17 protein-coding genes are annotated in these 24,794 nt (G+C 68.8%); 8 read left to right on the forward strand and 9 right to left on the reverse strand.

From position 1 onward, the window contains the following. Positions 1-53: 53 nt before the first annotated feature. Genes OHS70_RS01600 through OHS70_RS01610 form a run of 3 tightly spaced genes read left to right on the forward strand, consistent with a single transcriptional unit; the run spans position 54 to position 4,028 of the window. Positions 54-1,256: a hypothetical protein gene (locus OHS70_RS01600; protein WP_328392818.1), complete on the forward strand. Its 1,203-nt coding sequence runs from the start codon at positions 54-56 to the stop codon at positions 1,254-1,256. Positions 1,257-1,269: 13 nt separating this feature from the next. Continuing rightward, positions 1,270-2,667 carry an O-antigen ligase family protein gene (locus OHS70_RS01605; RefSeq protein ID WP_328392820.1) on the forward strand — a complete coding sequence of 466 codons (1,398 nt, stop codon included), beginning with the start codon at positions 1,270-1,272 and terminating at the stop codon, positions 2,665-2,667. A gap of 35 nt (positions 2,668-2,702) precedes the next feature. After that, positions 2,703-4,028, forward strand: a complete 1,326-nt coding sequence (locus tag OHS70_RS01610; RefSeq protein ID WP_328405357.1) for a lipopolysaccharide biosynthesis protein — start codon at positions 2,703-2,705, stop codon at positions 4,026-4,028. On the opposite strand, the gene asnB (OHS70_RS01615) is transcribed toward OHS70_RS01610, so the two are convergent. The 6 genes from asnB (OHS70_RS01615) to OHS70_RS01640 all read right to left on the reverse strand — a co-directional run bounded on the left by asnB (OHS70_RS01615) (position 4,004) and on the right by OHS70_RS01640 (position 14,933). Next, positions 4,004-5,896, reverse strand: coding sequence for an asparagine synthase (glutamine-hydrolyzing) (gene asnB / locus OHS70_RS01615; RefSeq protein ID WP_328392822.1), 1,893 nt, complete (start codon positions 5,894-5,896; stop codon positions 4,004-4,006). The genes OHS70_RS01610 and asnB (OHS70_RS01615) overlap by 25 nt on opposite strands. Positions 5,897-5,957: 61 nt before the next feature. Further along, positions 5,958-8,240: a bi-domain-containing oxidoreductase gene (locus OHS70_RS01620; protein ID WP_328392824.1), complete on the reverse strand. Its 2,283-nt coding sequence runs from the start codon at positions 8,238-8,240 to the stop codon at positions 5,958-5,960. Position 8,241: 1 nt separating this feature from the next. Continuing rightward, complete coding sequence (locus tag OHS70_RS01625; protein ID WP_328392826.1) at positions 8,242-9,435, reverse strand: glycosyltransferase family 4 protein; 1,194 nt, start codon at positions 9,433-9,435, stop codon at positions 8,242-8,244. 8 nt (positions 9,436-9,443) lie between these two features. Then, complete coding sequence (locus OHS70_RS01630) at positions 9,444-11,426, reverse strand: alginate lyase family protein (protein ID WP_328392828.1); 1,983 nt, start codon at positions 11,424-11,426, stop codon at positions 9,444-9,446. Further along, complete coding sequence (asnB, locus tag OHS70_RS01635; RefSeq protein ID WP_328392830.1) at positions 11,413-13,410, reverse strand: asparagine synthase (glutamine-hydrolyzing); 1,998 nt, start codon at positions 13,408-13,410, stop codon at positions 11,413-11,415. Before asnB (OHS70_RS01635) ends, OHS70_RS01630 begins: the two co-directional genes overlap by 14 nt. Beyond that, positions 13,335-14,933 (reverse strand): glycosyltransferase family 4 protein, encoded by a 1,599-nt coding sequence (locus OHS70_RS01640; protein WP_328392832.1) that lies wholly within the window; start codon positions 14,931-14,933, stop codon positions 13,335-13,337. The genes asnB (OHS70_RS01635) and OHS70_RS01640 overlap by 76 nt, the downstream gene beginning before the upstream one ends. 288 nt (positions 14,934-15,221) lie before the next feature. Between OHS70_RS01640 and wecB the strand changes: the two genes are divergently transcribed. The 3 genes from wecB (at position 15,222) to OHS70_RS01655 (ending at position 17,366) form a co-directional block, all read left to right on the forward strand. After that, a complete protein-coding gene (gene wecB / locus OHS70_RS01645; protein ID WP_328392834.1) occupies positions 15,222-16,457 on the forward strand; it encodes a non-hydrolyzing UDP-N-acetylglucosamine 2-epimerase in 1,236 nt (411 codons plus the stop codon). A gap of 147 nt (positions 16,458-16,604) precedes the next feature. Continuing rightward, positions 16,605-16,742: a hypothetical protein gene (locus OHS70_RS01650; RefSeq protein WP_328392835.1), complete on the forward strand. Its 138-nt coding sequence runs from the start codon at positions 16,605-16,607 to the stop codon at positions 16,740-16,742. Between the two features lie 12 nt (positions 16,743-16,754). Continuing rightward, on the forward strand, positions 16,755-17,366 hold the full coding sequence (locus OHS70_RS01655) for a class I SAM-dependent methyltransferase (protein ID WP_328392837.1): 612 nt from the start codon (positions 16,755-16,757) through the stop codon (positions 17,364-17,366). Between the two features lie 79 nt (positions 17,367-17,445). Here OHS70_RS01655 and wecC read toward each other — a convergent pair whose 3' ends face one another. Together wecC and OHS70_RS01665 are read right to left on the reverse strand one after the other, a co-directional pair. Next, positions 17,446-18,687, reverse strand: coding sequence for a UDP-N-acetyl-D-mannosamine dehydrogenase (gene wecC, locus OHS70_RS01660; RefSeq protein ID WP_328392839.1), 1,242 nt, complete (start codon positions 18,685-18,687; stop codon positions 17,446-17,448). A gap of 94 nt (positions 18,688-18,781) precedes the next feature. Beyond that, a complete protein-coding gene (locus tag OHS70_RS01665; protein WP_328392841.1) occupies positions 18,782-19,618 on the reverse strand; it encodes a WecB/TagA/CpsF family glycosyltransferase in 837 nt (278 codons plus the stop codon). 268 nt (positions 19,619-19,886) lie between these two features. On the opposite strand from OHS70_RS01665, the gene OHS70_RS01670 reads away from it, so the two are divergent. Further along, on the forward strand, positions 19,887-20,480 hold the full coding sequence (locus OHS70_RS01670) for an arsenate reductase/protein-tyrosine-phosphatase family protein (protein ID WP_328392843.1): 594 nt from the start codon (positions 19,887-19,889) through the stop codon (positions 20,478-20,480). Between the two features lie 136 nt (positions 20,481-20,616). On the opposite strand, the gene OHS70_RS01675 is transcribed toward OHS70_RS01670, so the two are convergent. After that, on the reverse strand, positions 20,617-21,630 hold the full coding sequence (locus tag OHS70_RS01675) for an LPXTG cell wall anchor domain-containing protein (protein WP_328392845.1): 1,014 nt from the start codon (positions 21,628-21,630) through the stop codon (positions 20,617-20,619). Between the two features lie 1,062 nt (positions 21,631-22,692). On the opposite strand from OHS70_RS01675, the gene tkt reads away from it, so the two are divergent. After that, on the forward strand, positions 22,693-24,756 hold the full coding sequence (tkt, locus tag OHS70_RS01680; protein ID WP_328392846.1) for a transketolase: 2,064 nt from the start codon (positions 22,693-22,695) through the stop codon (positions 24,754-24,756). The last annotated feature ends 38 nt before the right edge of the window (positions 24,757-24,794 follow it).

Below are 24,794 nucleotides of genomic sequence, written 5' to 3' on the forward strand. Positions count from 1 at the left end.
TTTCGTGAAGCGAGGCGCGAAAAGCGCCCCGGCAAGGAATTTTCGGAGGGCGCGTGGTCTGGAAGAGCAGCGTGGTCGCGGAACCCGGATCCGGCCCTGCCCCGATGAAGGACGAAGAGCTCGAGGGGTATGCCGATCATCTCTTCCGCCGACTGGACAACTGCGGCTGGGCGGGCCCGGATCCCTATGACGGGATGACAAGTCCGCTCTCGGCCCTCGCCGTTCACCCGCTCCTGCGCCAGGCCCTCCTCCAGACGGTGAAGCGCAGCCCGGTCGATCTCCGCCCCTGGCTGGGGATCCGTCCGCTGCGTACCGCCACGGCCTGCGGGCTGGGGGCAACGGCCTGCAGTCGTCTGGGCGGTTCACCTCTGTGGCACGGCCGCGCCCAGCGGCTCGGACGGTGGACGGCCGACCGTCAACTGTCAGGCCGCTACGCTGGGCTGTGGCGCTACGAGTTCGATGTCCAGACGCGCTGGGGCTACTACCCCGCGTCGGTGCCGAATGTCATCGCCACGACGTTCTGCGCCGACGGCTGCCTCGATGCCGGGACGCTCGACGGCCATGCCGTGGAGACGCTCGCCGCCGCACTGCTGGAGCACCTGTTCAACGGCCGGCACTTCGTCTACACACCGACGACGACGGTGCTGATCCACAACGCCAGCCTCATGGGCGCAGCGCTCGCGACACGTGTCGCCCACCTGGACGGCGTCTCCCGGCCGCTCGCGTCGCGCCTGTTGGACGCCGCACGGTCGTCGGTCTCCGCCACGGTTGCGGCCCAGCGGCCCGACGGCTCCTGGCCCTACGGGACTTCTCCGAACCTCGGCTGGGTGGACGGGTTCCACACCGGCTACGTGCTGATGCGGCTCGAGGCGGCCGCGAGAGGCCTGGACCTCGATCTGGACGTCGCGGTCAGCACCGGAGCCCGATACTATTTCGACCACTTGTTCGATGGCTCGCTGCCCCGTTACTACGCCGACGAGCGGCCCCGCCTGGTCTCGCCCGGCCGTCGCGACCCGAACAACGACGCAACGGCCGTTCGTACAGCGGTATGGGCGGCAGAACGCGGCTACGTTCCCCGTGGCTTCGCCGACGATGTACTGGCCGCCGTTGTCGACGGGATTCCCGGCTGTGGGCGCATTGCGCAGCGACAGCCTTCCGCCATGATGCGGCACCCGGCCCGCTTGTCGCCCCGGTGGAGTCTCACGCCCTTCCTGGATGCACTGACCGCATTGCGCATGGCCCGACGCAACGGGTGAGCGGAGCGCATCGATGACGACAACCCTGATCTTCGCGGCGGCGCTGCTGACGGCGATCGGCCTCCTGGCCGCACCCAACCTGCACTTCGCCGGCATGGCGTGGCTGGTGCTGTCGCCCCTCCTGTATCCGTTCGCCCGGTACCCGCAGTCGGGCGCGCTGCTCACCTTCGACCGGGTGTGTGTGGGAGCCCTCGCGCTGGCGCTCCTGATGAGCAAGGTCCGCCGGCCGCCCCGCGCGCCGAGTGTGCGCGCCTTCGCCATCGCAGGCGTGGTCTTCGCGGGGCTCTTCCTGGCCCGCTGCCTGACGACCAGCCCAGGTGCGCTGAGCGCGCTTCAGACTTTCATCGACGCGGTGCTGCTGCCGTGCGTCGTCTTCGCCGTCTGCCGCAGTACGGCGGGCACCCACAGAAGGCTGCGCGCATGGGCAGCAGGGCTGATGGTGTGCGGAACGATCGTCGCCCTGCTGGGCATCACCGAGCGGCTCTTCGCGTACGAGCTCGCGTCGCGCAGCGGAGGCTCCGCGCGGGTGGACCACGAGATCGGTGGAATCGTCAGGGTCTCCGGCCCCTACTCGGTCCCGGAGGTCTACGCTCTCGTCCTGGCGCTGACACTCGCCGCGACTCTGTTCTGGTGGATGAGCGGACGGGTTCGCGGCAACCAGCGAAGGGGCCTTGTCGATCTCGTGGGTCCCGTGCTCGCCGCCGTACAGATCACGGGCATGGCCATCTCGCTCTTCCGCGTGGCCTGGGCCTGTGCCCTGCTGATCCTGGTGGTCGGACTCGGCCTGCGGAGCAGACGCCGGATCAGGCTTGCGGTCGCCGGTGTCGTCGTCGCCTTCGGGGCGGTGATCCTGCTGATGCCTCTGCAGAGCAGTGACGTGTTCCGTGAACGGGTGGGCAACACGGACAACGTCGCCGGACGGTTGGCCACCCACAAGGTGGGCATCGAGATCTGGCGATCCGCCCCGGTCACGGGCGTGGGAATCCACCAGTTCATCGTTGCCCAGCGTCAGTCGGGCCAGCAGCAGGTGTGGGGTGTCAGGTCGGTGGAGTCGCCGCACAGCTCGTTCCTCGGGACCCTGGCGGAACAGGGAATCGTCGGTTTCACGGCTCTGATCGCCATGTGTGCGTGCGCTGTCCGGATGCTGCGGCGACTCGGCGAGATGTCTCGCGGTGATCCGGTGCTCGAGGCGCTGCGCGCCGCTGTCCTCGCCGGTGCATCCGCGTACCTGCTCTTCTCCGTCGAGCTGACCATGCTGCCGCTGGGGCCGAGCAATGCTGTTCTCGCGGTGCTGCTCGGGCTGGCAGCCGCAGCGATCGAGAACGGCCGGGCACGCACCGGCCCGGAAAAGCGCACGGTGGCCGCTGAGCACGGAGCAGTCGGAGGCATGCCCGCCGAGGCCGTGCATTGACCACCGATCCCGCCCCCGTCGTCCTCGCACCGGGGTTGAGGTCGAAGGTTCGGTCGGCCTGCTCGTCGTCGACGGTCCGGCAGGCCGCGAGCTTCGCCCTGTCGAGCATGGTTATCGGCGGTCTGGGCATGGCCACATCCGCTGTGCTGGCCAGAGCGCTCACCGTCGACGACTACGCGAGCTACTCGTTCAGCAAGCAATTGCTGCTGTTCACGGCGATGTTCTTCGAGTTCGGGCTCTTCCTGCCCGCGGCACGCCGAGCCGCGGCGGCAGGTGCGGATGTGGCGGAACGCCGCAGAGTCACCGGCGCGGCTGCCGTGCTGTTCGTACCGGTGTCGATCGCCTTCGCGCTCACCGTCCATGTGCTGTCCTGGGGAGTCGACGCGTTCTTCGGCGTTCAGGCGGGGCCGAGCCTGAGGCTGGTGGCGCTCGCTTCCATGGGTTACCCGTTGGACTTCGTCTGTCTGCAACTGGCCCAGGGGCTCGGACGGCTGCACAGCTACTCGGTGGCCGCGGTGTCCTCGAAGGTGTGCTGTCTCGTTGTGCTGGCGACCATGGTGGCGTCGGGGGTACATCTCACCTCGTCAGGTGTCCTTCTGGCGGAGGCTCTTTTCCTGCTGGCCGGATGGGTGACGCTGCTGGCGTACCTGAGGCCGCTGTTCCGCGGACTCCGCGAGGCCCTGACGTGCTTGGTCCGCGACGCTCGCGAGTACGCGTTCTCCGTGTACGTGGGCCGGGTACTGAGCATGGGTACGTACCACATGGACACGCTCATGCTCGGCGCGCTCAGCGATCCTCGCTCCTTCGCCTGCTACATGATCGCGCTGTCGCTCGCGTACACCGTCGGGCTCCCCGGCTCGGGCCTGGCCACCGCGCTGTTCGCGCGGCTGGCCTGTCAGCCGCGCCTGGAGGCACGCTGGATCGTTGCGGTCCTGGCGGTGAGTGCCGTACCGGCATTGGTCTTGAGCGTGGCGGCCGAGCCGCTGGTGCGGCTGGTCTTCTCGAGCGAGTTCCTGCCGGCGGCGCGCCTCATGCCCGTTGTCGCCGCCGCACAGCTGATCAACGCCGTCACCCGCCTGTTCAACACGTTCCTCGCGGCGCACGCTCTCGGGAAGGACCTGCGCGCCGCAGCGATCGCGCTCACGGTGTCGAACCTCGTCCTCAACGTGATCCTCATCCCGTGGTTCGGAGCCGCAGGCGCGGCATGGGCGAGCGTCGTCGCACTGGCCGTCAACCTCTTCGTCCACGTCGTGCGGTATCGGCGCGCTGTTGCGGGGAGTGCGGGTACGGTCCTGGTCGGCGAGGCCGCCGCTGTCGCGGGCACCACCGGCCGGCGTCAGGACGAGCCCACCGGCCGGTAGTCACGCAGTGCCGCACCGACCTGTCCGTCACCGCCGGCATTCTGCTCCCACCACACGGCCGCGCAGAACAGCCCGAAGACCGCCAGGCCGCGCTCGCGTTCGCCCTGAAGATGTTCCGACACGAATCGGTCGGCCACCGACCGGTCGAAGAGCTCGTCGAACAGTCCGGAACGCCGGACGTGCGGCCACAGCCGTGCTCCGTGCTCCCGGAGGAGGGAACGCACCGGCGCACCGAATCCGGTCTTCGAGCGTCGTGCCACGAAGTCGGGAACTCCGGCCGCCCGCGCCGCTGATCTGAATCGGGCCTTGCCGTTTCCGAGCCGCAGTTGATCCTCCGGTCTCGTGGCGAGCGCCGTGGCGACGACCGGTTCACCGAGGAAGGGCACACGCAGTTCCACACTGGCCCGCATGGACGCGCGGTCGCCGTACAGCAGGTTCAGCCCGGGCAGGAAGAGCTTTCGATCGCATTCCGCGACGGCTCTGAGAGGACTGGCTCCCGCCGCGAGCAAGGGGTCCCCGACGGCGTGATGAGCGGCCGTGACCTCGTCGAGCTCCACCTTGGGTGCCAGATCCCTCCATTCGGCAGCGGTGAAGTAGGCCTGGCCGGCCCACGTCCAGTCCCGGGGGCTCAAGGCGCACATCCGGCGGAACTTGTCCGCCCGTTCGCGGAACCTGGGGGAAACCGGGCGGAGTGAGGCCCGTCCGAGACGACGCCGGCCGGACTCCGGAATCCGCTGCAGCAGTCGCACCGCCTGGTACCGCTCGTATCCGAGGAACAACTCCTCCACGCCGAGCCCGGAGAGCAGCACCGTCGCTTCGCGTCCGGCGGCTCGAGCGAGGCGCATGAGCGCGATGGCGGCCGGATCCCCGAACGGCAGCTCCATGGCCTGCACCAGCTCCGGAATCTGCTGCAGCACGTCGACGTCGAGATCGACCCAGTGCAGCGTCATACCGAGGTGCCGGGCAACCCGCTCGGCGTACGGGGCATCGTGCTCGAACGGCTCCGCCGAGCCGCGGTGCGGTGCGCAATCGCGCGCGGTGAGGACGGGACCGCTGAAACCGATCCGGGACAGCTCAACGCCCAGCCAGGTGCTGTCAAGTCCCCCGCTGAGGAGCAACCCGACGGGAACATCCGCCCTGACCTGCCGTTCCACCGACTCGCGCACAGCCGAGGCGATGTCGGCAGCGGGCTTGGGCGGTCCAGCGATCCACAGCGGACGGGGCTGCCCGTACGTGGGTGCCCGGAGGCTGTGAACGGTGCCTGCCGGTGCCGCCCGCACGCCCCGCCAGCCCGTCCTCGGTGGAGGAGTCCACAAGAACATCGCGCCTTGGGCGACCGCCACCGGATCGACCTCGTCCAGCAGACCGATGCTGCGGAGCGGCGCGATCTCGCTGGACAGGGCGACGATGCGGGACGAGGTGTCCGACGCGATGTACAAGGGCTTGATGCCCAGCCGGTCGCGTCCGTACCGCACGTGTCCGTCGGGCAGGATCTGGGTGAATGCGAACATCCCGTCGACGTGGTCGAGCAGTTCGAAGGCGTCCGGCTGGAGCAGCAGCTCGTGGAGGATCTCGGTGTCTCCATCGGTCGTGAACCGGACGCCGCGGGAGCGGAGGATCTCACGCAGTTCAGGAGCGTTGTAGAGCTCCCCGTTGTACACGAGGACGCCTCGATCGGCGGTGCCGAACGGCTGGTCGCTGCGCGGGCCGACATCGACGATCGCCAGTCGGCGAAAGTGCAGCGACGCGTGCCAGTCCGCGCCGGAGAGATCCAGGTGTCCGCACGAGTCCGGGCCTCGGTGCTCGATCGCCTCGCACGGGTCGCAGCCCGCGGCGCCACGGTTCAGAACGACCACGAACCCGCACATCGCGCGTCCTCCTTCGGGCTGGTCGCCGGAAGTGCCGGCAAGGCGACCGTGCTGTGTTCACTCATGCGTGGTGCGGCCCGGCAGTACCGACGGGCTCCTGACGCGTGGCGGCTTCTCCGTCCGCGTTCGACTCCCCCGGCTCGGGTTGTCTGCCGGCCGGCAGCGCACACCCGAGGGCCGCGGCAAGCGCGCCGGTCGCGGGAGCGATTTCGGCCCGCCCGTCCCGGGCCATGGCCTCCGCGGCCCGGCAGGCGGCGAGGGAGCTCCACAGGGCGAGCCGGAAGTCGGCATCGGGTACGTTCTCGCCGCGGAGCAGCCGGGCCAGAGCCCCCATTTCGGCGGCGTGCCCCTTGGGGGCGCCGCGGAACACGGACTTGGACTCCTTTCCGCGCTTCCACAGCGTCAGGGAGGCGAAGTCGTCGATCCTCGCGGCCAGACCGTCGCAGGCCACTTCGATCAGCTCCTTGGGAGCGCCGGGCGGTGTGGAGCCCCCGTACACGATCGACGCGGTCGACGAGTCCGAGTAGACGAGATGCAGGGTGATGTTCTGGGCGCGCGCCGGGTCACGGGTGTCGGCTCCGACCGCCGACACGCTCACCGGCAGGCCGGGGACGAGGAAGCTCGCTGTGTCGATGAAGTGGCAGACCTCGCCGAGCAGCCGACCGCCCTGCCGGGGGTCGAAGTACCAGTGGTCGTCGGGCAGCCGGCCGGCGAATACGCGGTACACGATCTGCAGTGGCGCCCCTTGCGGAAGCGCGGCGCGCAGTTCCTGCACGGCCGGGGCGAACCGGCGGTTGAAACCGGCGAGTGCGGGCGCACCGGACCGTGACCAGGCATCCGCCACGCTGTCCAGCTCGTCCTCCGTCAGGCCCAAGGGCTTCTCGCAGTACAGCGCGATCCCGCGGCGCAGCACCTCCGCCGCGTAGCGGCCATGGCTGTCGTGGCGGGACAGCACCATGACGCAATCGGCGTCATGCGACCCGAGTCCGTGCTCGGCACTCTCCGCGACAGTGTGGAAGCCCCACCGCCGGCCCTGCTGGACGGCGGTCAGTCCGCGGGCGCTCGCCAACCATGAGAAGGCGACGCCGGGCTGCCGGTGCAGGTGGGGAAAGAGCATCTTGGTGGCGAAGTTGCCCGCGCCGATCGCGGCGATCCTCGCCGTTCCGGAAGGGCGCGACCACTGTGCGGGCTCACGTGGCGCCGGTGGCGGGCCGGTCACCTCCGCGGTCCCCGGATAGCGCAGCAGCAGGGCGACGCGGCGCTCCGGCCGCTCGGTGTGAAGTGCGCGGTACGCTTCGGCGGCGTCGTCGACGGCGAAGACGTGCGGCTGAAGACTCTCCAGGTCCAGCGAGGGCGCGAGCCTCAGCACCTCTGCGAGATTGCGACGTTCCGTCCACGGTACATAGCCCTCCGGGTACGGCTGGCCGGCCTCCTCGAAGCGAGGGTCGTACCGCCCCGGGCCGTACGAGCGGGAGTAACGGACCGTCAGTTCCTTGTGGTAGTAAGTCGATCGCGGTGGGGCGACCTTGACGTCCCCGACGACGACGACGGTGGCCCTGTCACGCGCCAGGCTCCCGGCCAGTTCCACCGGATCGGTGCTGGTCGTCGCCGCGGTCACGAGAACCGCGTCCGCCTTGACACCGCCCCAGTGACGCGCGACGGTACCGGCAAGATCTTCCGTGTCCCGCGGGTAGGCGACGATCCCGATGCTGCGGGTGGCTTCGACTGCTGCTTGATCCCGGTCGACACCGACCGTGTCGTAACCGTAGGCACGCAGGAGCCGGACGGTGAGCTGGCCCACAAGTCCCAGGCCGATCACCACGATCCGGGAGCCCGGAACCGCTTCTGCCTGGTGGATGCCCTGGAGCGCGATCGCCCCCACGGTCGCGAACGCCGCCCAGCGGTCCTCCACGCCGTCCGGTACGGGGACGACGAGGTTCCGCGGCACGGCGACGATCTCCGCGTGGGAGGCGTAACCGGCACCGCCTGCGGCGACGCGCATTCCAGGGGCGATGTCGTCCGCCCCTTCCCCGACAGCGATGACCTCGCCCGCACAGGAATAGCCCAGTGTCATCGGCCGGTCGAGCCGGTCCTGGACCATCCGGTAGGTCTCGGCGACACCCAGCTTCCGCGCCGTGTCGAGCACCTGTTTCACCTGGTCGGGCCGCTGGCGTGCCTTTCCCACGATGCCGCTGGCGCCCGTCTGGAGTGTCGCCCGTTCAGTGCCTGCACTGATCAGCGAGTACCTGTTACGGATGAGTACCGCCCCCGGCTGCAGCACGGGAGGCGGAATCTGCGCCACGCTGATCGAACCGTCCCGGGCCGATAGCAGTACTGCCTTCACTTCAAGCGCCTTTCGGTGGAGGGGACGGCGTACCAGCCCGCCCGTCTTCGGTGTCGTCCGGTGCGGCTCCCGCCGCGGCAAGTGCCTGGTACAGGTCCGTCAGCGTCCGGCTCTCGGCCTCCCAGGAGTACTCGCCGCGTACCTTCTCTGCGTTCCGTCGGAACGTCGCCAGGTCATCGGCGACTCCTCGCAGGGCGATGGCGACCGACGCAGGACTCGCCGGGTCGAACAACGCCCCGACCGGACCGACGGCGTTGTCGAGGACGACCCGTCGGACCTCGGGAAAGTCGCTTCCCACCACGGCGAGGCCCGCCATCAGGTACTCGAAGAGTTTGTTGGTGTCCCCGAGATAGCAGTTCAGATGAGCGTTGGTGAGGGCCACGACGCCCACATCGGCGCCTGCGGTGTAGGAGAGGAGGTCGTCGACCGGAACCGGGGGAAGAATGTGGGTCCGATTCCCGATCCCGCAGGCGTGAACCAGGTCCCGGAGTTTCCTGACCGTCGTCTCGCTGCCGAAACCGATGATCACCCAGTGCCAGTCCGGCAGACCGCGCAATGCGGCCGCGACCGTGTCGAAGCAGCGGGAATCCAGGTAGAAACCCCCCTGGAAGATCAGGACAAGCCGGTCCCGTGGAATGTCCAGGCGTGCTCGCAGATCCTTCCGTTCAGTGCTCGAGTCCGGTGTCCGGGGGTAGTTCCCGATGACGACGGGGCGGCCGCCGTGCAGTTCGTCGAGGTACTCCGCACGCGAGGGGTTGGTGGTGATCCTGGCCTGCGCGCGTCGCCAGACCAACCGCTCCCACGTTTCCACCAACCGCCGCACCGCACCCCGGTGCATGCACGCCTCCAGTTCGTGCGCGTCATACACCAGCGCGGCACGGTGGCGGGCGGCGACGAGCAGTGCGGGCAGACTGAGATGGAGGTTGTGGCAGTGCACGACGTCCGGCCGCTCCTGGGCCATGAGCAGCGAGGCGCGAACAAGGCCGAGAACGGCGTGAGCCAACCGCAGCAGCCTGGGAAGATTCCGGGCGGGGAACGGCAGTACGTCGTAGTGGACGCCTTCCTCCACCCTTCTGTCCCGGCGGCGGATCCCGGAGTCGAAGCCGACAACGAGCACCCTGTGCCCGTCCGCCGCAAGCGCGGCGGCCTCCCGTTGCACGCGCGCATCGCTGCGGATGTCCGACACCACGGCCATGAGGACCCTCACTCCGCGTCCTCCAACCGCCGGAACCGCAACTCCCACCGGCACGGACCCTCAACGAACATGGTGGCGCGCAGGACGTGCGTGCTGAGAACGCGGCCGTACGCGGGTGACCATGGCATCTCCTCTACACGGAAGGACAGCTCGGGGCCCGCGGTCTGGACCAGACTCACCGCCGTTGCGTCGTCGGCATACAGCCGGGTGCCGCCGTCGCACGGCTTTGCCCGCACGCCGGGCGCAAGGGGAAAACTGACCACGAGCGTGTGCGGAGCACGGCAGCCGATGTCGTCGGAGATGACCAGCCCGTCCCGGTCCAGGGCGAACCGGCGCCGGTGCAGGACCGGATCGGCGAGCCTGCGGTAACCCTCGTGGACCGCTTCGACGACCTGACGGCCCGAGGCGTCTTCGGAGCGAGCCACCACCCGGGCACGGTCCTCGTCCTGCATGGTGAAGAGAAGTCCGTGGTCGAAGCGGTTCTGCTCCTCACCGTCCACCTCCACCGTGGCGTGCGAGCGGGTGGCCCGCAGCCGGTTCCGCAGACCGGGATCCGGCGTGTACACCCCGGTACCCGGATCTGTGACGATTTCCCGGCCGTCCACGCAGAGCACGAACGACAACGTGTCGTTGTGTCCGTGGCCTCCGTTGCCCAGCTGTCCCACCCCTCCGCACTCCGCGAGGCACCAGTAGGGGCCGCACGTAAGGACGTACCAGCCGCCCGCCGGGAAGGATGCGGCGGCCGGCCGGGCGGGGGGCCGGCGCCCGGCCGCCCCGCACCACTGCGCCATCTCGGGCGCGGCCGTCTCCTCGGGTGTCCTCGGGTCGCTCACGGCCGAGGCGGCGGCGATGACCGGCGACGCATCCCGCGCGTCCCGCGCGGACTGCAGGCCGACCACGAGACCGCCGTCGTCGTCCCCCACGGCGGGGAGCAACCCGTCCGGTTTGGTGAGTACGGCCAAGGCCTCGACCGCAGAGAGAAAGCGGGCTTCCGTCTCGGGCCGGACGGGGATGTGGAGGCGTCGCAGCGCGAGCAGGCCGACGAGGGCCAACTCGGTCGAGAGCCGGTGGTAGCCGGTGGACGCCTCGAAGTTGGAGCCGTCCTCGTGGAACTGCTTGAGGATCTCCCGCTGCAGTTGCCGGCTGCCGAGGCGAAGCCAGAGCCGGCCTGCGGAGCTGTGGCGCAGCGCCCCGCCGATGTGGACCAGCCCGACGAGGTCGGCGAGGTAATGGTTGCTGGTCAGCCGCGGGGTGTATTCCAGGTTCGCGAGGATGAACCAACCGTGATCACGGAGCGTGCCGCCGACCAGCGTCGTGAATTCCGGGTCGTCGAGGATCTCGGCCGCCCAGACCAGATTGGTGGCGCGGATCCCGGCCTCCATCGCGTTGGTCCAGTTCGGTCCCGAGCCGACCGGATTGGCATCGGCCCAGGAGCGCAGCAGCCTCGTCGCCCCCTTCCGGTACCGGGAGTCGTCGGTGTAGGTGTACGCGCGCGCCAGGGCCACCAGCCACTGGAGGCGGCTCACCTCCCACGGGACCTTGATGTCCGCACGTCCTGGAACAGGGCCGAGGGACCGGTGGTGACAAGCCGGCCAGGTGAAGTCGTGCACCGGGTCCTGATGCCAGCCCGGGCCGTCCGTATCCACCGTCACGGTTCCGTACCCGAGTACGGTGAACCTGCCGTCGAGCGCGGCGTCCGCCTCGCGCAGACACGCCTCGAGTTCCAGGCCCGTCGGCGCCGGCTTGGGCCGGGTGGCCCTGTCCGGTCCGAGTACGAACGGCCGCCACCGCTCGGAAGGTGCCGGACGCGGTCCGGTCATCCGCTCCCGTCCGTCGGCGAGTGCCCGGCATCCCGTGCGAAGGAGCCGCCAGCCCGCTTCGGCGGCCAGTACACCGGCGGGAAGTCCTGCCGCGACGGCGGTTCGCCGCCGTAGCCGTGCCAGGCGCGGAGACCGGAGTTCGAGGCGGTCGGCGTGGTCATCCTGCTTCAACGGTGCACCTGCGCAGCATCCGGTCGGTCAGCTCGTCCGGTGGGACTCCTTCGATCCAGACGCGGTGCCACAGGGCGAAGTTGAGGATCGTCCACAGAGCCCACTCGTTCCGCGCACGCCCCGTCTGGTGGTCGGCGACCATGCCGACGAGAGTCTCGGCCCGGAAGTAGCGCCGCATCGCCGGGGCGGAGAGGAGCTCGAGAAGCACCTGGCCCATGGGCCCTCGCAGCCAGTTCCCGATCGGCGCTCCGAAGCCCTGCTTGGCGCGGTTCGCCACGCGCTCGGGTACGACGTCGGCGAGTGCCCGGCGCAGCACCACCTTGGTCCTGCCCTCATCCAGTTTGTGCTCAACGGGCAGCCGGTAGGCGAACTCCACGAGCTCCGGGGCGAGGAACGGCACACGGGCTTCCACGGAGTGCGCCATCGAGAAGCGGTCGATCCGCATGAGCAGCAGTTCGGGCAGACGCACGGAGAACTCGTAGTGCTGGGTGTCGAACGCCAGGGTCTGCGTCCGCGTCTCGCCGTCCGTCGGCTCTGCCGGTGTCCACGGGGAGTCGTACGGGCCAGGTACGAGCAATGACGAGCGCAGCGAGGCCGGCAGACCCAGCGGGTAGTGCATCGGAAGCTGTCTGCCGCGCGCGGCTCCTACGAGGACGTCGAAGCTCCGTCCGCGACGGGACGCGGGTACCAGTCGGGGAAGCATCCGGCGCGCCGGAGCGGGCAACGCCTGGAATGCGCGCAGCTCGCGCTGCCGCCGCAGGGAACGAACGTATGAGGGGTATCCCCAGAACAGCTCGTCGGCACCCTCACCTGCCAGGACGACGGGGACATCGCGCTGCCGTGCCAGTTCGCAGACGAAGCCCAGCGGCATGCAGACAGGGTCCGCGAGCGGTTCGTCCTGGTGGTGGACCATGGCCGCGAGCGCCTGCAGCGCGTCCTCGGCCGACACCGTCACCTCGTGGTGGTCCGTGCCGAAGTGCCGGGCCACCCAGCGTGCCTCACGTCTCTCGTCGAGCGCGTGCGCGCCGTCGAAGCCGACCGAGAACGTGGACGGGCGGGCGACCTGGTCCCGCATCAGGGCGACGAGCGCGGTGGAGTCGAACCCCCCGCTCAGCAGAACACCCACGGGCACGTCACTCATCAGGCGTGCCTGAACCGACTGTGCCAGCAGGTCCCGCACGCGCGAGGCGGCCTCCTGCAGCGATACGTCGAGGAACGTACGGGGCTCGGTGACGTCCCGGAACCGCCAGGTGCGGACCCCGGTCGCGTCGCACGACCCGGCCGTCCCGGGGGGCAGCTTGCTGATGTCACGGTAGAGAGTGCTCGGCGACGGCACGACAAGATGGGCGAGGTAACTGTCCAGGACGCCGGTATTGACCTCCGCCGTGACCCGCGGATGCGCCAGGATCGCCTTCGTCTCGGAGGCGAACAGAAAAGTGCCGTCCTTGACGGTCCAGTAGAAGGGCTTCTCGCCGAGCGGGTCCCGGGCGAAGAGCAGACGCTCCCGTTCCGGATCCCAGAGAGCAAAGGCGAACATGCCGGTCAGATGCTTCACACACTCATCGCCGTAGTGCCGGTACGCGTGGATGATCACCTCGGTGTCGCAGTTGGTGCGAAAGCGTGCTCCGCGGCTCTCGAGACCCCGGCGCAGGACCGTGTAGTTGTAGATCTCTCCGTTGAAGACCAGGCACTCACCGCGCTCGCCGAACATCGGCTGCGCGCCTTGGGCAAGATCGATGATCGCCAGGCGCCGGTGCCCCAGGCCGACCCTGCCGTCCTGCGTCACGTGAACCCCTGCGCCGTCCGGGCCGCGATGAGCCAGCACGTCACGCATCCGCGTGACCGTCTCGGGCATCACGTTCCCCACCGCGCGCCCGTACTCGAATACCCCGGTGATGCCACACACAGTCAGTTCCCTTCCGCCGCCGTACAGGCGGCAGACAGCGGCAGCCGGGCGAGGATCTGCTCGGCGCGCCTGTCCCATGTGTGGTTCTCCAGGGCGTCCCTTCGGGCCCTGACGCCCAGTTCAGCCCCACGGTCCGGCATGGCCAGCACCTGCGTGACACCACGGGCGAGGTCCGCCGGATCGCCCGGCTCGGTGAGCACCGCGGTGACGCCGTCCTGAAGGATCTCGCCGATCTGGTCCAGCCTGCTGGCCACGATCGGCCTTCCCAGCGCCATGTACTCGAACAGCTTCGTCGGCGAGCCGAAGAACGGGCCGCTTCCCGTCCAGTGGTGGGGAGAGAGCAGGACGTCACAATCGGAGAGCATGCGAAGCGCCTCCGGGCGGGGCAAGGTGCCGGACCAGGTGATGCGGTCGTGGACGCCCAGCCGGCGGGCGAGTCGTTCGCATTCGGCCCGCTGCTCCCCGTCGCCGATCAGAACGAACTCGACGTTCGCCGGCAGATGCTGCAGGCTCTCGACGGCCACCTCGACGCCGTGCCACGGACCGAAGCTGCCGATCCACCCCACCACAGCCCGCTCGCGGGGCGGCATCGGTGAAGGTGCGGGGACGGAATCCGGGTCCACCGCGTTGGGCATCACGGCCACGGTGGCGGAATCCGCTCCCATGTCCGTGGCGATCTGTGCCGCCCCCTGGGACACCGCGGCCACGACGGTGGCGCTGCGGACGGAATACCGCTCCACGCGGGCGCCGATCGTCTGGAACAGCCCGCTCAGCGGAGCGTGCCGATACCAGTTCCGGTTCACCCAGACGTCGGAGGCATTCCACTCGAGCACCATGGGGACGCCCAGTTCGCGGCTCACATCGGCGCCGGCACGGCTCAGGAAGGCGTTGCGTTCGTACACGAAGGCGGGCGGCATGCGACGCGCGGCGGACAGGGCCGCACGGCGCATGGATTCGTTGGCCGCGATCCGGGCGGACTCTCTGGTGAACCGGGCCCCGCGGGGCAACGGCACTGCGACCTCGACCACGTTCACCGCGGATCGGAGCTGCTGAGGCGGTTCACTGCTGGTCACCAGGACCACCTGCCAGCCGAGCCGCCGGAAGCCGGAGAGGATCCCCGACACATGGCTGACCGCTCCCCCTACCCCGCTCGCGCCCGCGTCCCGCCACAGCGCAAGCAGGCACCGGGATCCGGACGCCGGGCGCGGGAGAGGGACGGTCCGCTGGTAGTTCCGGCTGGCCATCAATTCGCGCAGGACGTAACCGCCGGCGGTCACGGCGTCCACGGCGCACCGGAACGTCAGCGATGCCAGACCGCCGACGCGCTCCTGCGACCCGGCGCCGCTCGTGTCGATGAGGGTTCGCCGGCGCGCGGGTGCCAGCGCGACCATCAGTTCGTAGGGCGTCGCATAGTGCCGCCGTGCCGCATCGCTGCTGAGCAACGCGACGCCGGACACTCCCTGCTGACGGAGTCGTGCACGGTATGCGGGGATGTTCCGGACTGCGTCGGACGCGGCCATGACGATGACGGGTTCCTGCCCGAGCACCGATGCCGCAGTGTTCCTGGCTCCGGACAACTGGTACGGCGACTCGGTCAGCACCGCCCAACGCTGTCGCCCGCTCGGGTCGGCTCGACGGTCGAAATGTGCAGTCAGCGGAACCTCCAGAGGGCGACCTCTTGTGTAATCCGGCGTACGTCAAGGTATGTGCTGAAAGGCTTTGTCCAACCACGCAACACCGTTGGCCGGATGATTCGCTGTCAAAGGCGGTGCGGCGATGATCCGCTCGGGTGACTGAGGGTATTGCCTGCCTCTGCGATCACCATTCCGCGAGTTACGGTCTCGGGCTTGGGGGACCGCATAGCCGGGAGGCGCAGCGTGAAAAGAGTCATGGCCGTTTACGGCACCCGCCCCGAAGCGATCAAAATGGCCCCCGTCATCGAAGCACTGCGTGGAGCCTCGGCCTTCGATCCCCTGGTCGTGGTGACGGGACAGCACCGATCGATGCTCGACCAGGTCAACCGGGTCTTCGGTATCGAGCCCGATCACGACCTGGACATCCTCACAGAGCGGCAGACCCTCGCCGACATCACCACCCGCACGCTGCAGCGCATTCAGCCCGTCATCACCCGGGAGCGCCCGGACATCGTCCTGGTGCAGGGTGACACCACCACAACGCTCGCCGGCGCGCTGGCCGCCTTTTACCACAGGATTCCCGTGGCACATCTGGAGGCCGGGCTGCGGACGAGCTCCCGGTATTCGCCGTATCCGGAGGAGGTGAACCGCCGGCTCACCACGCAACTTTCGGATCTGCACCTGGCGCCGACGTGGAACGCCCGTGCCAATCTGCTGCGAGAGGGCATCGATGGAGACTCCGTGGTGGTCACGGGAAACACCGTGATCGACGCGCTCCTGTCCACGGTGAGTCGCGTGGCCGGTCACGGGCAGTTCCCGGAACTGGCCTGTCTCGATGGGGAATCCCGGCGGATTGTCCTGGTCACCGCACATCGGCGTGAGTCATGGGGCAGCGGAATGGAAGCCATCGCCGACGCGGTCGCGACGGTGGCAACACTTCACCCGGACGTTCTGGTGGTGTTTCCCGTCCATCGCAACCCCGCGGTTCGCGCCGCCGTTGTTCCCAGGCTCCAGCAGTTGCCGAACGTCAGAATTCTCGAGCCGGTGGACTACACGGGCTTCGCCCACTTGATGAGCCGCGCGCACCTCATCCTCACCGACAGCGGAGGGGTGCAGGAAGAGGGTCCGAGTCTGGGAAAGCCCGTGCTGGTGATGCGTCATACGACCGAGCGTCCCGAGGGCGTCGCCGCTGGAACCGCGGCGTTGGTCGGCACGGACAGGGCGCGCATCGTGGCGGAGGTGACCCGGCTCCTGCATGATCCGGGCGCCTACGCCGCGATGGTGAATGCGGTCAACCCGTACGGAGACGGACGTGCGGCGGAACGGACCGTGCAGGCACTCGGGGCCTGGTTCGGACTGTGCGACGCACCCAGCGAGTTCTGCTGGGAGCCGGTACAGGAGGCCGCGTCCGCCGACGGTGGCGTCGCCCCGCAGAGTGGCCCGGTCGACGTGCCAGAAGGGGCACGTCGGCTGACCCGCGTCGGCGAGTGACGTGTTGGCCACGGCGGAAGTCGGACCTCCTCGACGGGATCTGACGCCATGTGCGGAAGAAGACTGCTCCAACGGATACTCCCTTTCCCGAATCACCGGGCCCGGGAAATAAGAGCCGGTCGACTTCCGGTCGCTAGGATCGAACTCATGGAGAATCACGCACGCGTCGCGGCAGGAACGCAGTGGCAGGAAAACCCCGCGGGCACGAATCATGCATCAGCCGCCGAAGGCACGCCGGATTTCTACGAGCAGATGACTCGCAGCCGGTATGCCCTGCAACCGTGACTCCCGGCGCGTTTGCGGTCATGGGCGCCTTCCGGGCGCGTCCTTGAGATTGGTTGCGGCGCGGGGACCGACCACTCAGTGATCGCGAGCATGGCCGACGAAACAGCCGCCATCGACTTGGCACCTCGTGGCGCGTGGCTCACCCAGAAACGCCTGGATCTGGAAGGGCGACCGGGACTTGCGCAGGTGGCCGACGCCGAGAACATGCCATTCCCGGCACACACCTTTGACGCCGTATATTCCTTCGGCGTTCTGCATCACACCGATCATCCGGAGCGGGCGGTGGCGGAGATGTGGCGGGTGATGCGGCCCGGCGGGAAGTTCATGGTTGCGCTCTACCACAAGCACAGCCTGTTCGCGGCACACAAAGCCATTGAATACGCCGTCAGGCTGCGCTGGCGCTCGCAGACCTGGCGGGATTTCCTGTCTGAACTCGAATTCGGCGCTGCGGAGTTGACACACCCCCCGCTCGTGCGTCTCTACAGCCGCCGGTCCGCCAAGGAACTGTTCTCACAGTTTCACCAGGTGCAGGTGGCTGTCGACCATCCGGCGTTCCGCGGCAGCCTCCTGCCGAGATGGTTCCGGCCCTTCGGCTGGTATGTCATCGTGACCGGTCGCCGGTGACCCGCTCGGGGTGCCGGCGACCGGTCAAAGCACCTGGAGCTCATGCACTCCCGCAGGCTCGTCGCCTCAGGCCGGAACTTCAGTGCCACAGGCCGCGGGTGTCGAACACGACCTTGCCCCGCAGCGTGGTCCGCTTGACCGGACGGAAGGCGTCATGGTCAACGAGCAGGACGATGACATCCGCTTCGTGGAGGGCCGCCTCGAGGTCGACGAGCTTCGCCTGACCCGTGCCGACGAGTCGCGCAGGGAGTTCACCGATGTGTGGTTCCACCACGAGCAGGCGGCCGATATCCTGCCTGGCCAGCTCTGTCACGATATGCAGGGCGGGGCTCTCACGCAGGTCGTCCACATTCGCCTTGAACGACAGTCCCAGGCACGCGATCACCGGGTCCTTGAACCGGGACGCCGTCCGGGACACCTCCGCGATCACATGTGCGGGTTTGGCGTCGTTCACCTGCCTGGCCGTTCTGATCAGCCGGGCCTGCTCGGGAGCCGCGGAGACGATGAACCACGGATCGACCGCAATGCAGTGCCCACCCACTCCAGGTCCGGGTTGCAGGATGTTCACCCGCGGGTGCCGGTTGGCCAGCGCGATCACATCCGCGGTGTCGAGGTCCAACTGGTCGCAGATCATCGACAGCTCGTTCGCGAAGGCGATGTTGACATCGCGAAAGGCGTTCTCGCTCAGTTTCGCGATCTCGGCCGTGGTTGCGTCCGTGATGTGGCACTGCCCCTGTGTGAAGAGCTCGTACAGAGCCTTTGCCCGCGCCCCGCAACGCTCACTCACCCCACCGATCAAGCGGTCGTTGGTAACCATCTCGATCATGATCCTGCCCGGCAGCACACGCTCGGGGCAGTGGGCCACTCGCACGTCGGCAGCATTGCCGGCGCTGTGCGGGAAGGTCAGATCGGGCCGTCGCTCGGCCAGCCAACGGGACAGCTGAACCGTCGTTCCCGGTGGCGACGTGGACTCCAGCACCACCAAGGCACCGGCATCAAGAACCTCGGCCACCGCCTCCGCGGCTGCCTGGACACACGAGAGGTCCGGCTCTCGGTTCGCACCGATGGGGGTGGGGACGGCGATGATGAACGCCTCAGCGGTCTCTGGTTTCAGGGTCGCACGCAAGCGGCCCATCGCGACCGCACCACTGACGGCAACGGCGAGGTCGGGCTCCACGAACGGCGCCCGACCAGCGTTGATCATGTCCACGATGGCCCGGTCGACATCTACTCCTACGACATCTACTCCCTTGGTGGCAAGAGCAGCGGCGGTCGGTAGCCCGATATATCCGAGCCCGACGACGGAAACGGTGCTGAACACTGCTGATCCTTTCATGCCCGCGGCCTTCGGAAAGGTTGTTCTGCAGGAGCACGGAGGTACGGGATTCCAGCGTCGGCGATGACGGCTCCACACGTCAGGCAAGCCACGGTCCACGGCGTCCTATGCGCTGCCGTACGGCCTGACTCACGATGAGTGCGATGAACCTGGAGTTGCCGAGGAGATACCGTGCGAGCAGGCGACGAGGCTCCTGGAGCAAACGAAACGACCATTCCAGGCCGGTCTTTCGCATCCACACCGGTGCTCGACGCCGCACTCCGGCCACTACGTCGAAGGAACCCCCGACACCCACCGCCAATCCACAGTTCAGATCCGTGAGGTGACGGGCCAGAAAGCGCTCCTTCAGGGGTGTGGGCACCGCGAGAAACAGAATATCGGGACGCGCCTCCCGGACCGCTGCCACGACATCCGGCTCCTCGTCCTCGGCCCAGAAGCCGTCACGACAGCCCACCACATTCACGCCCTGACGTGAAGCGATGGCCGCAGCCTTGCGTACGACCGCCGGTTCGGCGCCGAGCAGATAGACGCGGTAATGATTACCGGCCGCACGCTTCCAGAGTTCCAACATGAGGTCGATCCCGGCCACTCTCTCCGGTAACGGGCAGCCAAGAATCCGACTCGCCCACACAACTGCCTGCCCATCAGCATTGACCAGCGAGCATGAACGAATAATGCGTGAGAGTTCCCCATCGCGTTTCGCCATGACGAGCTTGGCCGCATTCACGGCGACATGTTGATGAGCGCACTCATCCGCAATCAGGAGTTCAGCGGCCGCGACACTCTGGGACATTGTGAGCGCGTCCACCGGTACACCACAGATCAAAGCCCGGACCGGATCAATCAAACAGTCGGGCTGGACAGCGGGTACCGGATCACTACTTGGCTCCATACGCTCCGCCTGGACAGGAAGCATTTTTCTCACGATAGTGGACACCGGCATGGACCAGGGGCACTGCGGCGCGGGTCCTGCCCCGATGCAACTCGGATGGATCACACATCCATCTGATGCTCAATCTCTGATGGAGGCCCGTCGCGGAGTGTTCGTGCCGGGTGCCGGATTCATTGAATTACTGAATATTCGGATTCTGTATCACCTTGCGCGACCGTCCGCCCGGAGCCCGTCCGCATGACCTGGGGCCGCGTCACGCAGAGGCCTTGTCCAATGCGGCAATACTTGCACCATGCTTGATTCCGATTGCCCGTCGAGCGGTGTGCGCCTGCCGCGATTCCGGGTGCTGACCGTGTGCACCGGCAACCTCTATCGATCGCCCCTCGCGGAACGTCTGCTGAGAGAAGGACTTGACGAGGATCAGCAGACGATCCACGTCAGCAGCGCGGGGACAGCGGCCGTGCCCATGACTCCGGCGGCGGGCACGGCCGAGTCCGTCGCGGGGTGGGCGGTTGACACGTCCGGCATGGTCACACGGCGCCTGACCGCCGCGCTCGTCGACGGCTCGGATCTTGTGCTCGGTGCGGCGACGGAGCATCGCGAGGCCGCGGTACGCCTCTCCCCCGTGCATGCACTGCGCCGGGCCTTCAGCCTGCGGGAGTTCGCCCGGCTGGTCAGGGCCGAGGACGGGGCGGGCATGGCTGATCCGGCCGCGCGGTTCGCCGCCCTCGTCAAGGGCGCGGCGGCCCGGCGCGGTACATCCGGGTCCGGCACCGACGACGATGTGATCGATCCACTCGGGGCGAGACCGGAGGAGGTCCGCAGGTGCGTAGTACGCATTGAGGAGTCGGTCGAGCGCATCGTGGCCGCCGTGCGGGCCGGCTGACGCGCGAGGCCGGGGAGGAAGCGGTAGCAGGGCGGTCGGCCCGGGAGGGCACGGACCGTCATGCCGACAAGCAGGCAGTCTCCCGTCAGCGCGGTGCTGACGGGAGACTGCCGGTACTGCTTGGTGCCATCGGGTCTCAGTCGCGTTGCTGAGTGGCCGTGCGCCGGCGCTTCACGAGGACCAGCGATCCGCCGCCCAGCAGCACGAGGCCGCCGGCCGCTGCGAGCAGTGCGGCATTCGCGTCCGAGCCGGTGTCGGCGAGCTTCGAAGAGTCGTCGTCGGACGAGTTGCCGCCGCTCCCCGAGCGGCCGTGATCCCCGTCGTCGCCGTGGGAATCCTTGTGGCCATCGTCGTCGTGACCGGACGACCCGTGATCGTCGTCGTCTCCGTGTCCGGGCCGGCCATGGTCGTCGTGGTCGTTCCCAGGACGGCCGTGGTCGCCGTCACCGTGATCGCCGCCGTCACCGTGGTCGTCGTGGTCACCGTCGTCGTGGTCACCGTCGTCGCCGTCACCGTCGTCGCCGTCACCGTCGTCGTGATCACCGTCGTCGCCGTCACCGTCGTCGCCGTCACCGTCGTCGCCGTCACCGGAGATGGTCACGCGGGCCGACAGCACGATCCCCGAGACCTGGCCGGTGAGCTGGACGTCGTAGACACCCGCCCGGATCCCCTCGGGGATGGAGATCGTGTCGATCACCCGGCCGTTCTCGTCCACGGTGAAGGTGCCGAGTTCCACGATCCTGCGATCGTCATCACCACGGTGATCGCCCTTGCGTGTGGATGTGGGTGAGGGCGAGGGCGAGGGCGAGGGCGAGGCTGTGGTCGTGGGCGAGGGTTTGAACGTGGGGCGGTCTGCCAGGGGCTCCGGGAACGCCGCTGCCCCCCTCAGTGCGGCTGTGCCCAACGGGCCGCCGGCACCACCCGGCCCACCCACGGGCACGAGACGTGCGAGAGCCTGCTCGCCGGGCTGGTGACCGGTGGCGGTGAAGCCGACTTCTTGTCCGGGATCCAGGGTGATGTCGTCGACCGTCAGGATCGAGCCTGGTGGGTACTGTGCGAATGCCGGCTCGGCGGCCACGAGGGGCGCTGCGAGGATGAGGCTTACGGTGGAGGCGGCCAGGGCGACTCGCCATCCGGAGCGTCTGGGCATGGCTTCGGGCTCCTTCGGAAGACGCTTGATCAGAAGTGAACGTCGTGGTCGATAGAGGGTCAAATCGCGTTGCAGAACAGCGGTGTTCGCCGTGTCCGCTTCGCTCCGTGGCCGTGTGGTCCGAACACCGACCCGGTCTGTGTTCGCATTTGAAGGCACACAGTTGCGTCTGCCGTCCAAACATCCGCATCCATAGACGTGGGCAGCCTCGTGCAAACAGGCACACGACCGTGCTCGGCAGGACGGTCTACCAGGTGCACTCGTGTGGCCCTCATGGCTCGCGACCGTGGCCCGGATCTGCTGTGGTGCGTCTCGTCGCGGGTCGCGTTCCGGGTGACTGCACCAAAAGCCGACTGGCCACTGGAGGCCGTGGCGCCGGTGGTCACGTCCGCGGAGTCCCCGGCGGACATGCTGACCCAGCCGCGAGGTCTGCGACGCGGTAGGTGGTGCGAGGCACTCGGATTCGTCGCTCGACACGCTCGACACCGATGGGTGGGGCGCTCCCGGCGCCACGTTCGGCGCGGTCTCCACCCGGTGGTCCCGGCCGATCCGGGAGAGCGTCCTCCTCGTCCCGTAGGCAGTGTCTGCCGGCCCTGCACCACGGCGCGGCGGCCGGCGGGCGCTGACGCCTGCCCGGGGCGGGGAGGGGACAGGGAGGCGGCACTGTCGGGCGCGGTGCGCCCGTATCTGGACGCGTTACCCCCGGTGGAGGTGTCCGGGGAACAGTCCCCGGCCGGGCGGGCAGACACCTCATGGCGGCGGCCCCGGGCGCGGGGCTCGTGGGTCTTCGGCGGGCAGCCGCATCAGGCCCTCACCCCCGCCGTGATCCACCCCGCTGCCCGGTGGCCGTCGTGCCTCATGCCCGACGAGCGCCACAACGCGCAGGACCAGAGGTGGGGCGGCCGTCTTTCACCCGTGGCGGGTGAGGCCGGGCGGCCCGCGCTCCGGGCACGCTGGCAGCCGGATCGCCGTGCTGCCCAGCCCTCACCGGAGCTGCGGAGCAGGCGTTCGTCGTGTGTCGCCCGCCGGACGACCTGAGCCCGTCGAGATCGGGGTTGCCTCATGACCGACCTGGACACGCTGTCGGTGAACACCATCCGCGGTCTGTGCATGGATGCCGTCGAGAAGGCCCAGTCGGGGCACCCGGGCACGCCCATGGGAATCGCGCCCGTCGCCTACACGCTCTGGCAACGGTTCCTGCGGTACGACCCACAGAACCCGATCTGGCCAAACCGCGACCGCTTCGTCCTCTCCGAGGGGCATGCCTCGGCGCTGCTGTGGTCCCTGCTGCATCTGTCCGGGGTCCGCGCGGTCGACCCCGACTACGAGGTGCTGGGACGCCCGGCGGTGACCCTCGACGACCTGAAGTCGTTCCGGCAGCTCGACTCCCGCTGCCCCGGCCACCCCGAATACCGTTGGACGAGCGGTGTCGAGACCACGACCGGACCGCTCGGCCAGGGGGTCGCCACCTCCGTCGGGATGGCGATCGCCGGCAGGTGGCTCGCCGCGCGGTACAACCGGGACGAGTTCCCGCTCTTCGACTTCGACGTGTACGCGCTTGCCGGGGACGGCTGCATGATGGAGGGCATCTCCTCGGAGGCCGCCTCGCTCGCCGGACACCTGCGGCTGTCCAGCCTGTGCTGGATCTACGACTCCAACCGGGTCACCATCGAGGGCCACACCGACATCGCCTTCACCGAGGACGTCGCCGCCCGCTTCCTCGCATACGGCTGGAACGTGACCACGGTCGCCGACGCCAACGACCTCGACGCCGTCGAGCGCGCGTTCCACACCTTCCGGGCCGAGAGCGAGCGGCCCACCCTGATCCTGGTGCACAGCCACATCGGCTACGGCTCACCCGTGGAGGACTCGCCGAAGGCCCATGGATCGCCGCTCGGGGCCGAGGGTGTGCGGGCGGCCAAACGCTTCCTCGGCCTGCCTGAGGACGAACAGTTCTGGGTGCCCGACAGTGTCCGTGAACGGTTCGACGAGGGCATCGGTGCCCGTGGCGGCGACCTGAACACCGCCTGGGTCAAGCGGTTCGAGGCCTACCGCGCCACCTGGCCAGATCTGGCCGACGAGCTGGAACGGATGCAGCGCAGGGAAGTTCCCGACGGGTGGGACGGCGCACTCCCCGACTTTCCCGCCGACCCGAAGGGTCTGGCCACCAGGGATTCCTCGGGTCAGGTGCTGAACGCTCTCGCGCAGAGCATCCCCTGGCTCCTGGGTGGCTCCGCGGACCTTGCGCCGTCGACCAAGACCCGCCTCACGTTCCCCGGCGCGGGGGACTTCGAACCCGACGACCCGTCCGGGCGCAACCTCCACCTGGGCGTGCGGGAGCACACGTCGGCGGCCATCGCCAACGGAATGGCCCTGACCAAGCTGCGGCCGTACTGGTCGGGGTTCCTCATCTTCTCCGACTACGCCAAGGCGGCCATCCGGCTGTCCGCGCTGATGGAGATCCCGGTTCTGCACATCTTCACCCACGACTCCATCGGAGTCGGCGAGGACGGCCCCACTCACCAGCCCGTCGAACAGCTCGCCGGGCTGCGCGCGATGCCGGGACTGCTGGTGTTCCGGCCCTGCGACGCGGGCGAAGTCGTCGAGACCTGGCGGCTGGTCGCCGCCCTGCGCCACGAGCCGGCCGCGCTCGTCCTCTCCCGCCAGGCGCTTCCCACGCTCGACCGCTCGCGGCTCGCCTCCGCATCGGGAGTCGCCCGCGGCGCCTACGTACTGGCCGACGCGCCCTCCGGCGAGCCGCAGGTGATCCTGCTCGCCACCGGTTCCGAGGTGTCCCTGGCGCTGTCCGCCCGGGACGAACTCGCCGCCGAGGGCATCGGGGCCAGGGTGGTGAGCATGCCCTGCTGGGAGCTGTTCGACCGTCAGCCGCGCGAGTACCGCGACGAGGTGCTGCCACCGTGGGTGACCGCACGGGTCGGCATCGAGCAGGCGTCGACGTTCGGCTGGGACCGGTATGTGGGCGACGGCGGCGCCCTCATCGGCATGCACACCTACGGCGCGTCGGCGCCCCTGAAGCACTTGCTCACGAAGTTCGGATTCACCCCGCAACGAGTGGCCCAGGTCGCGCGCGAACTGCTGGCGGCCCGGCAGGAGGCGAGGACGTGAGGGCGGCCAGGACCCTGCTCCGTCACTACCGCGCTCCT

Source organism: Streptomyces sp. NBC_00390 (genome assembly GCF_036057275.1).
In the GTDB taxonomy this organism is placed as follows: domain Bacteria; phylum Actinomycetota; class Actinomycetes; order Streptomycetales; family Streptomycetaceae; genus Streptomyces.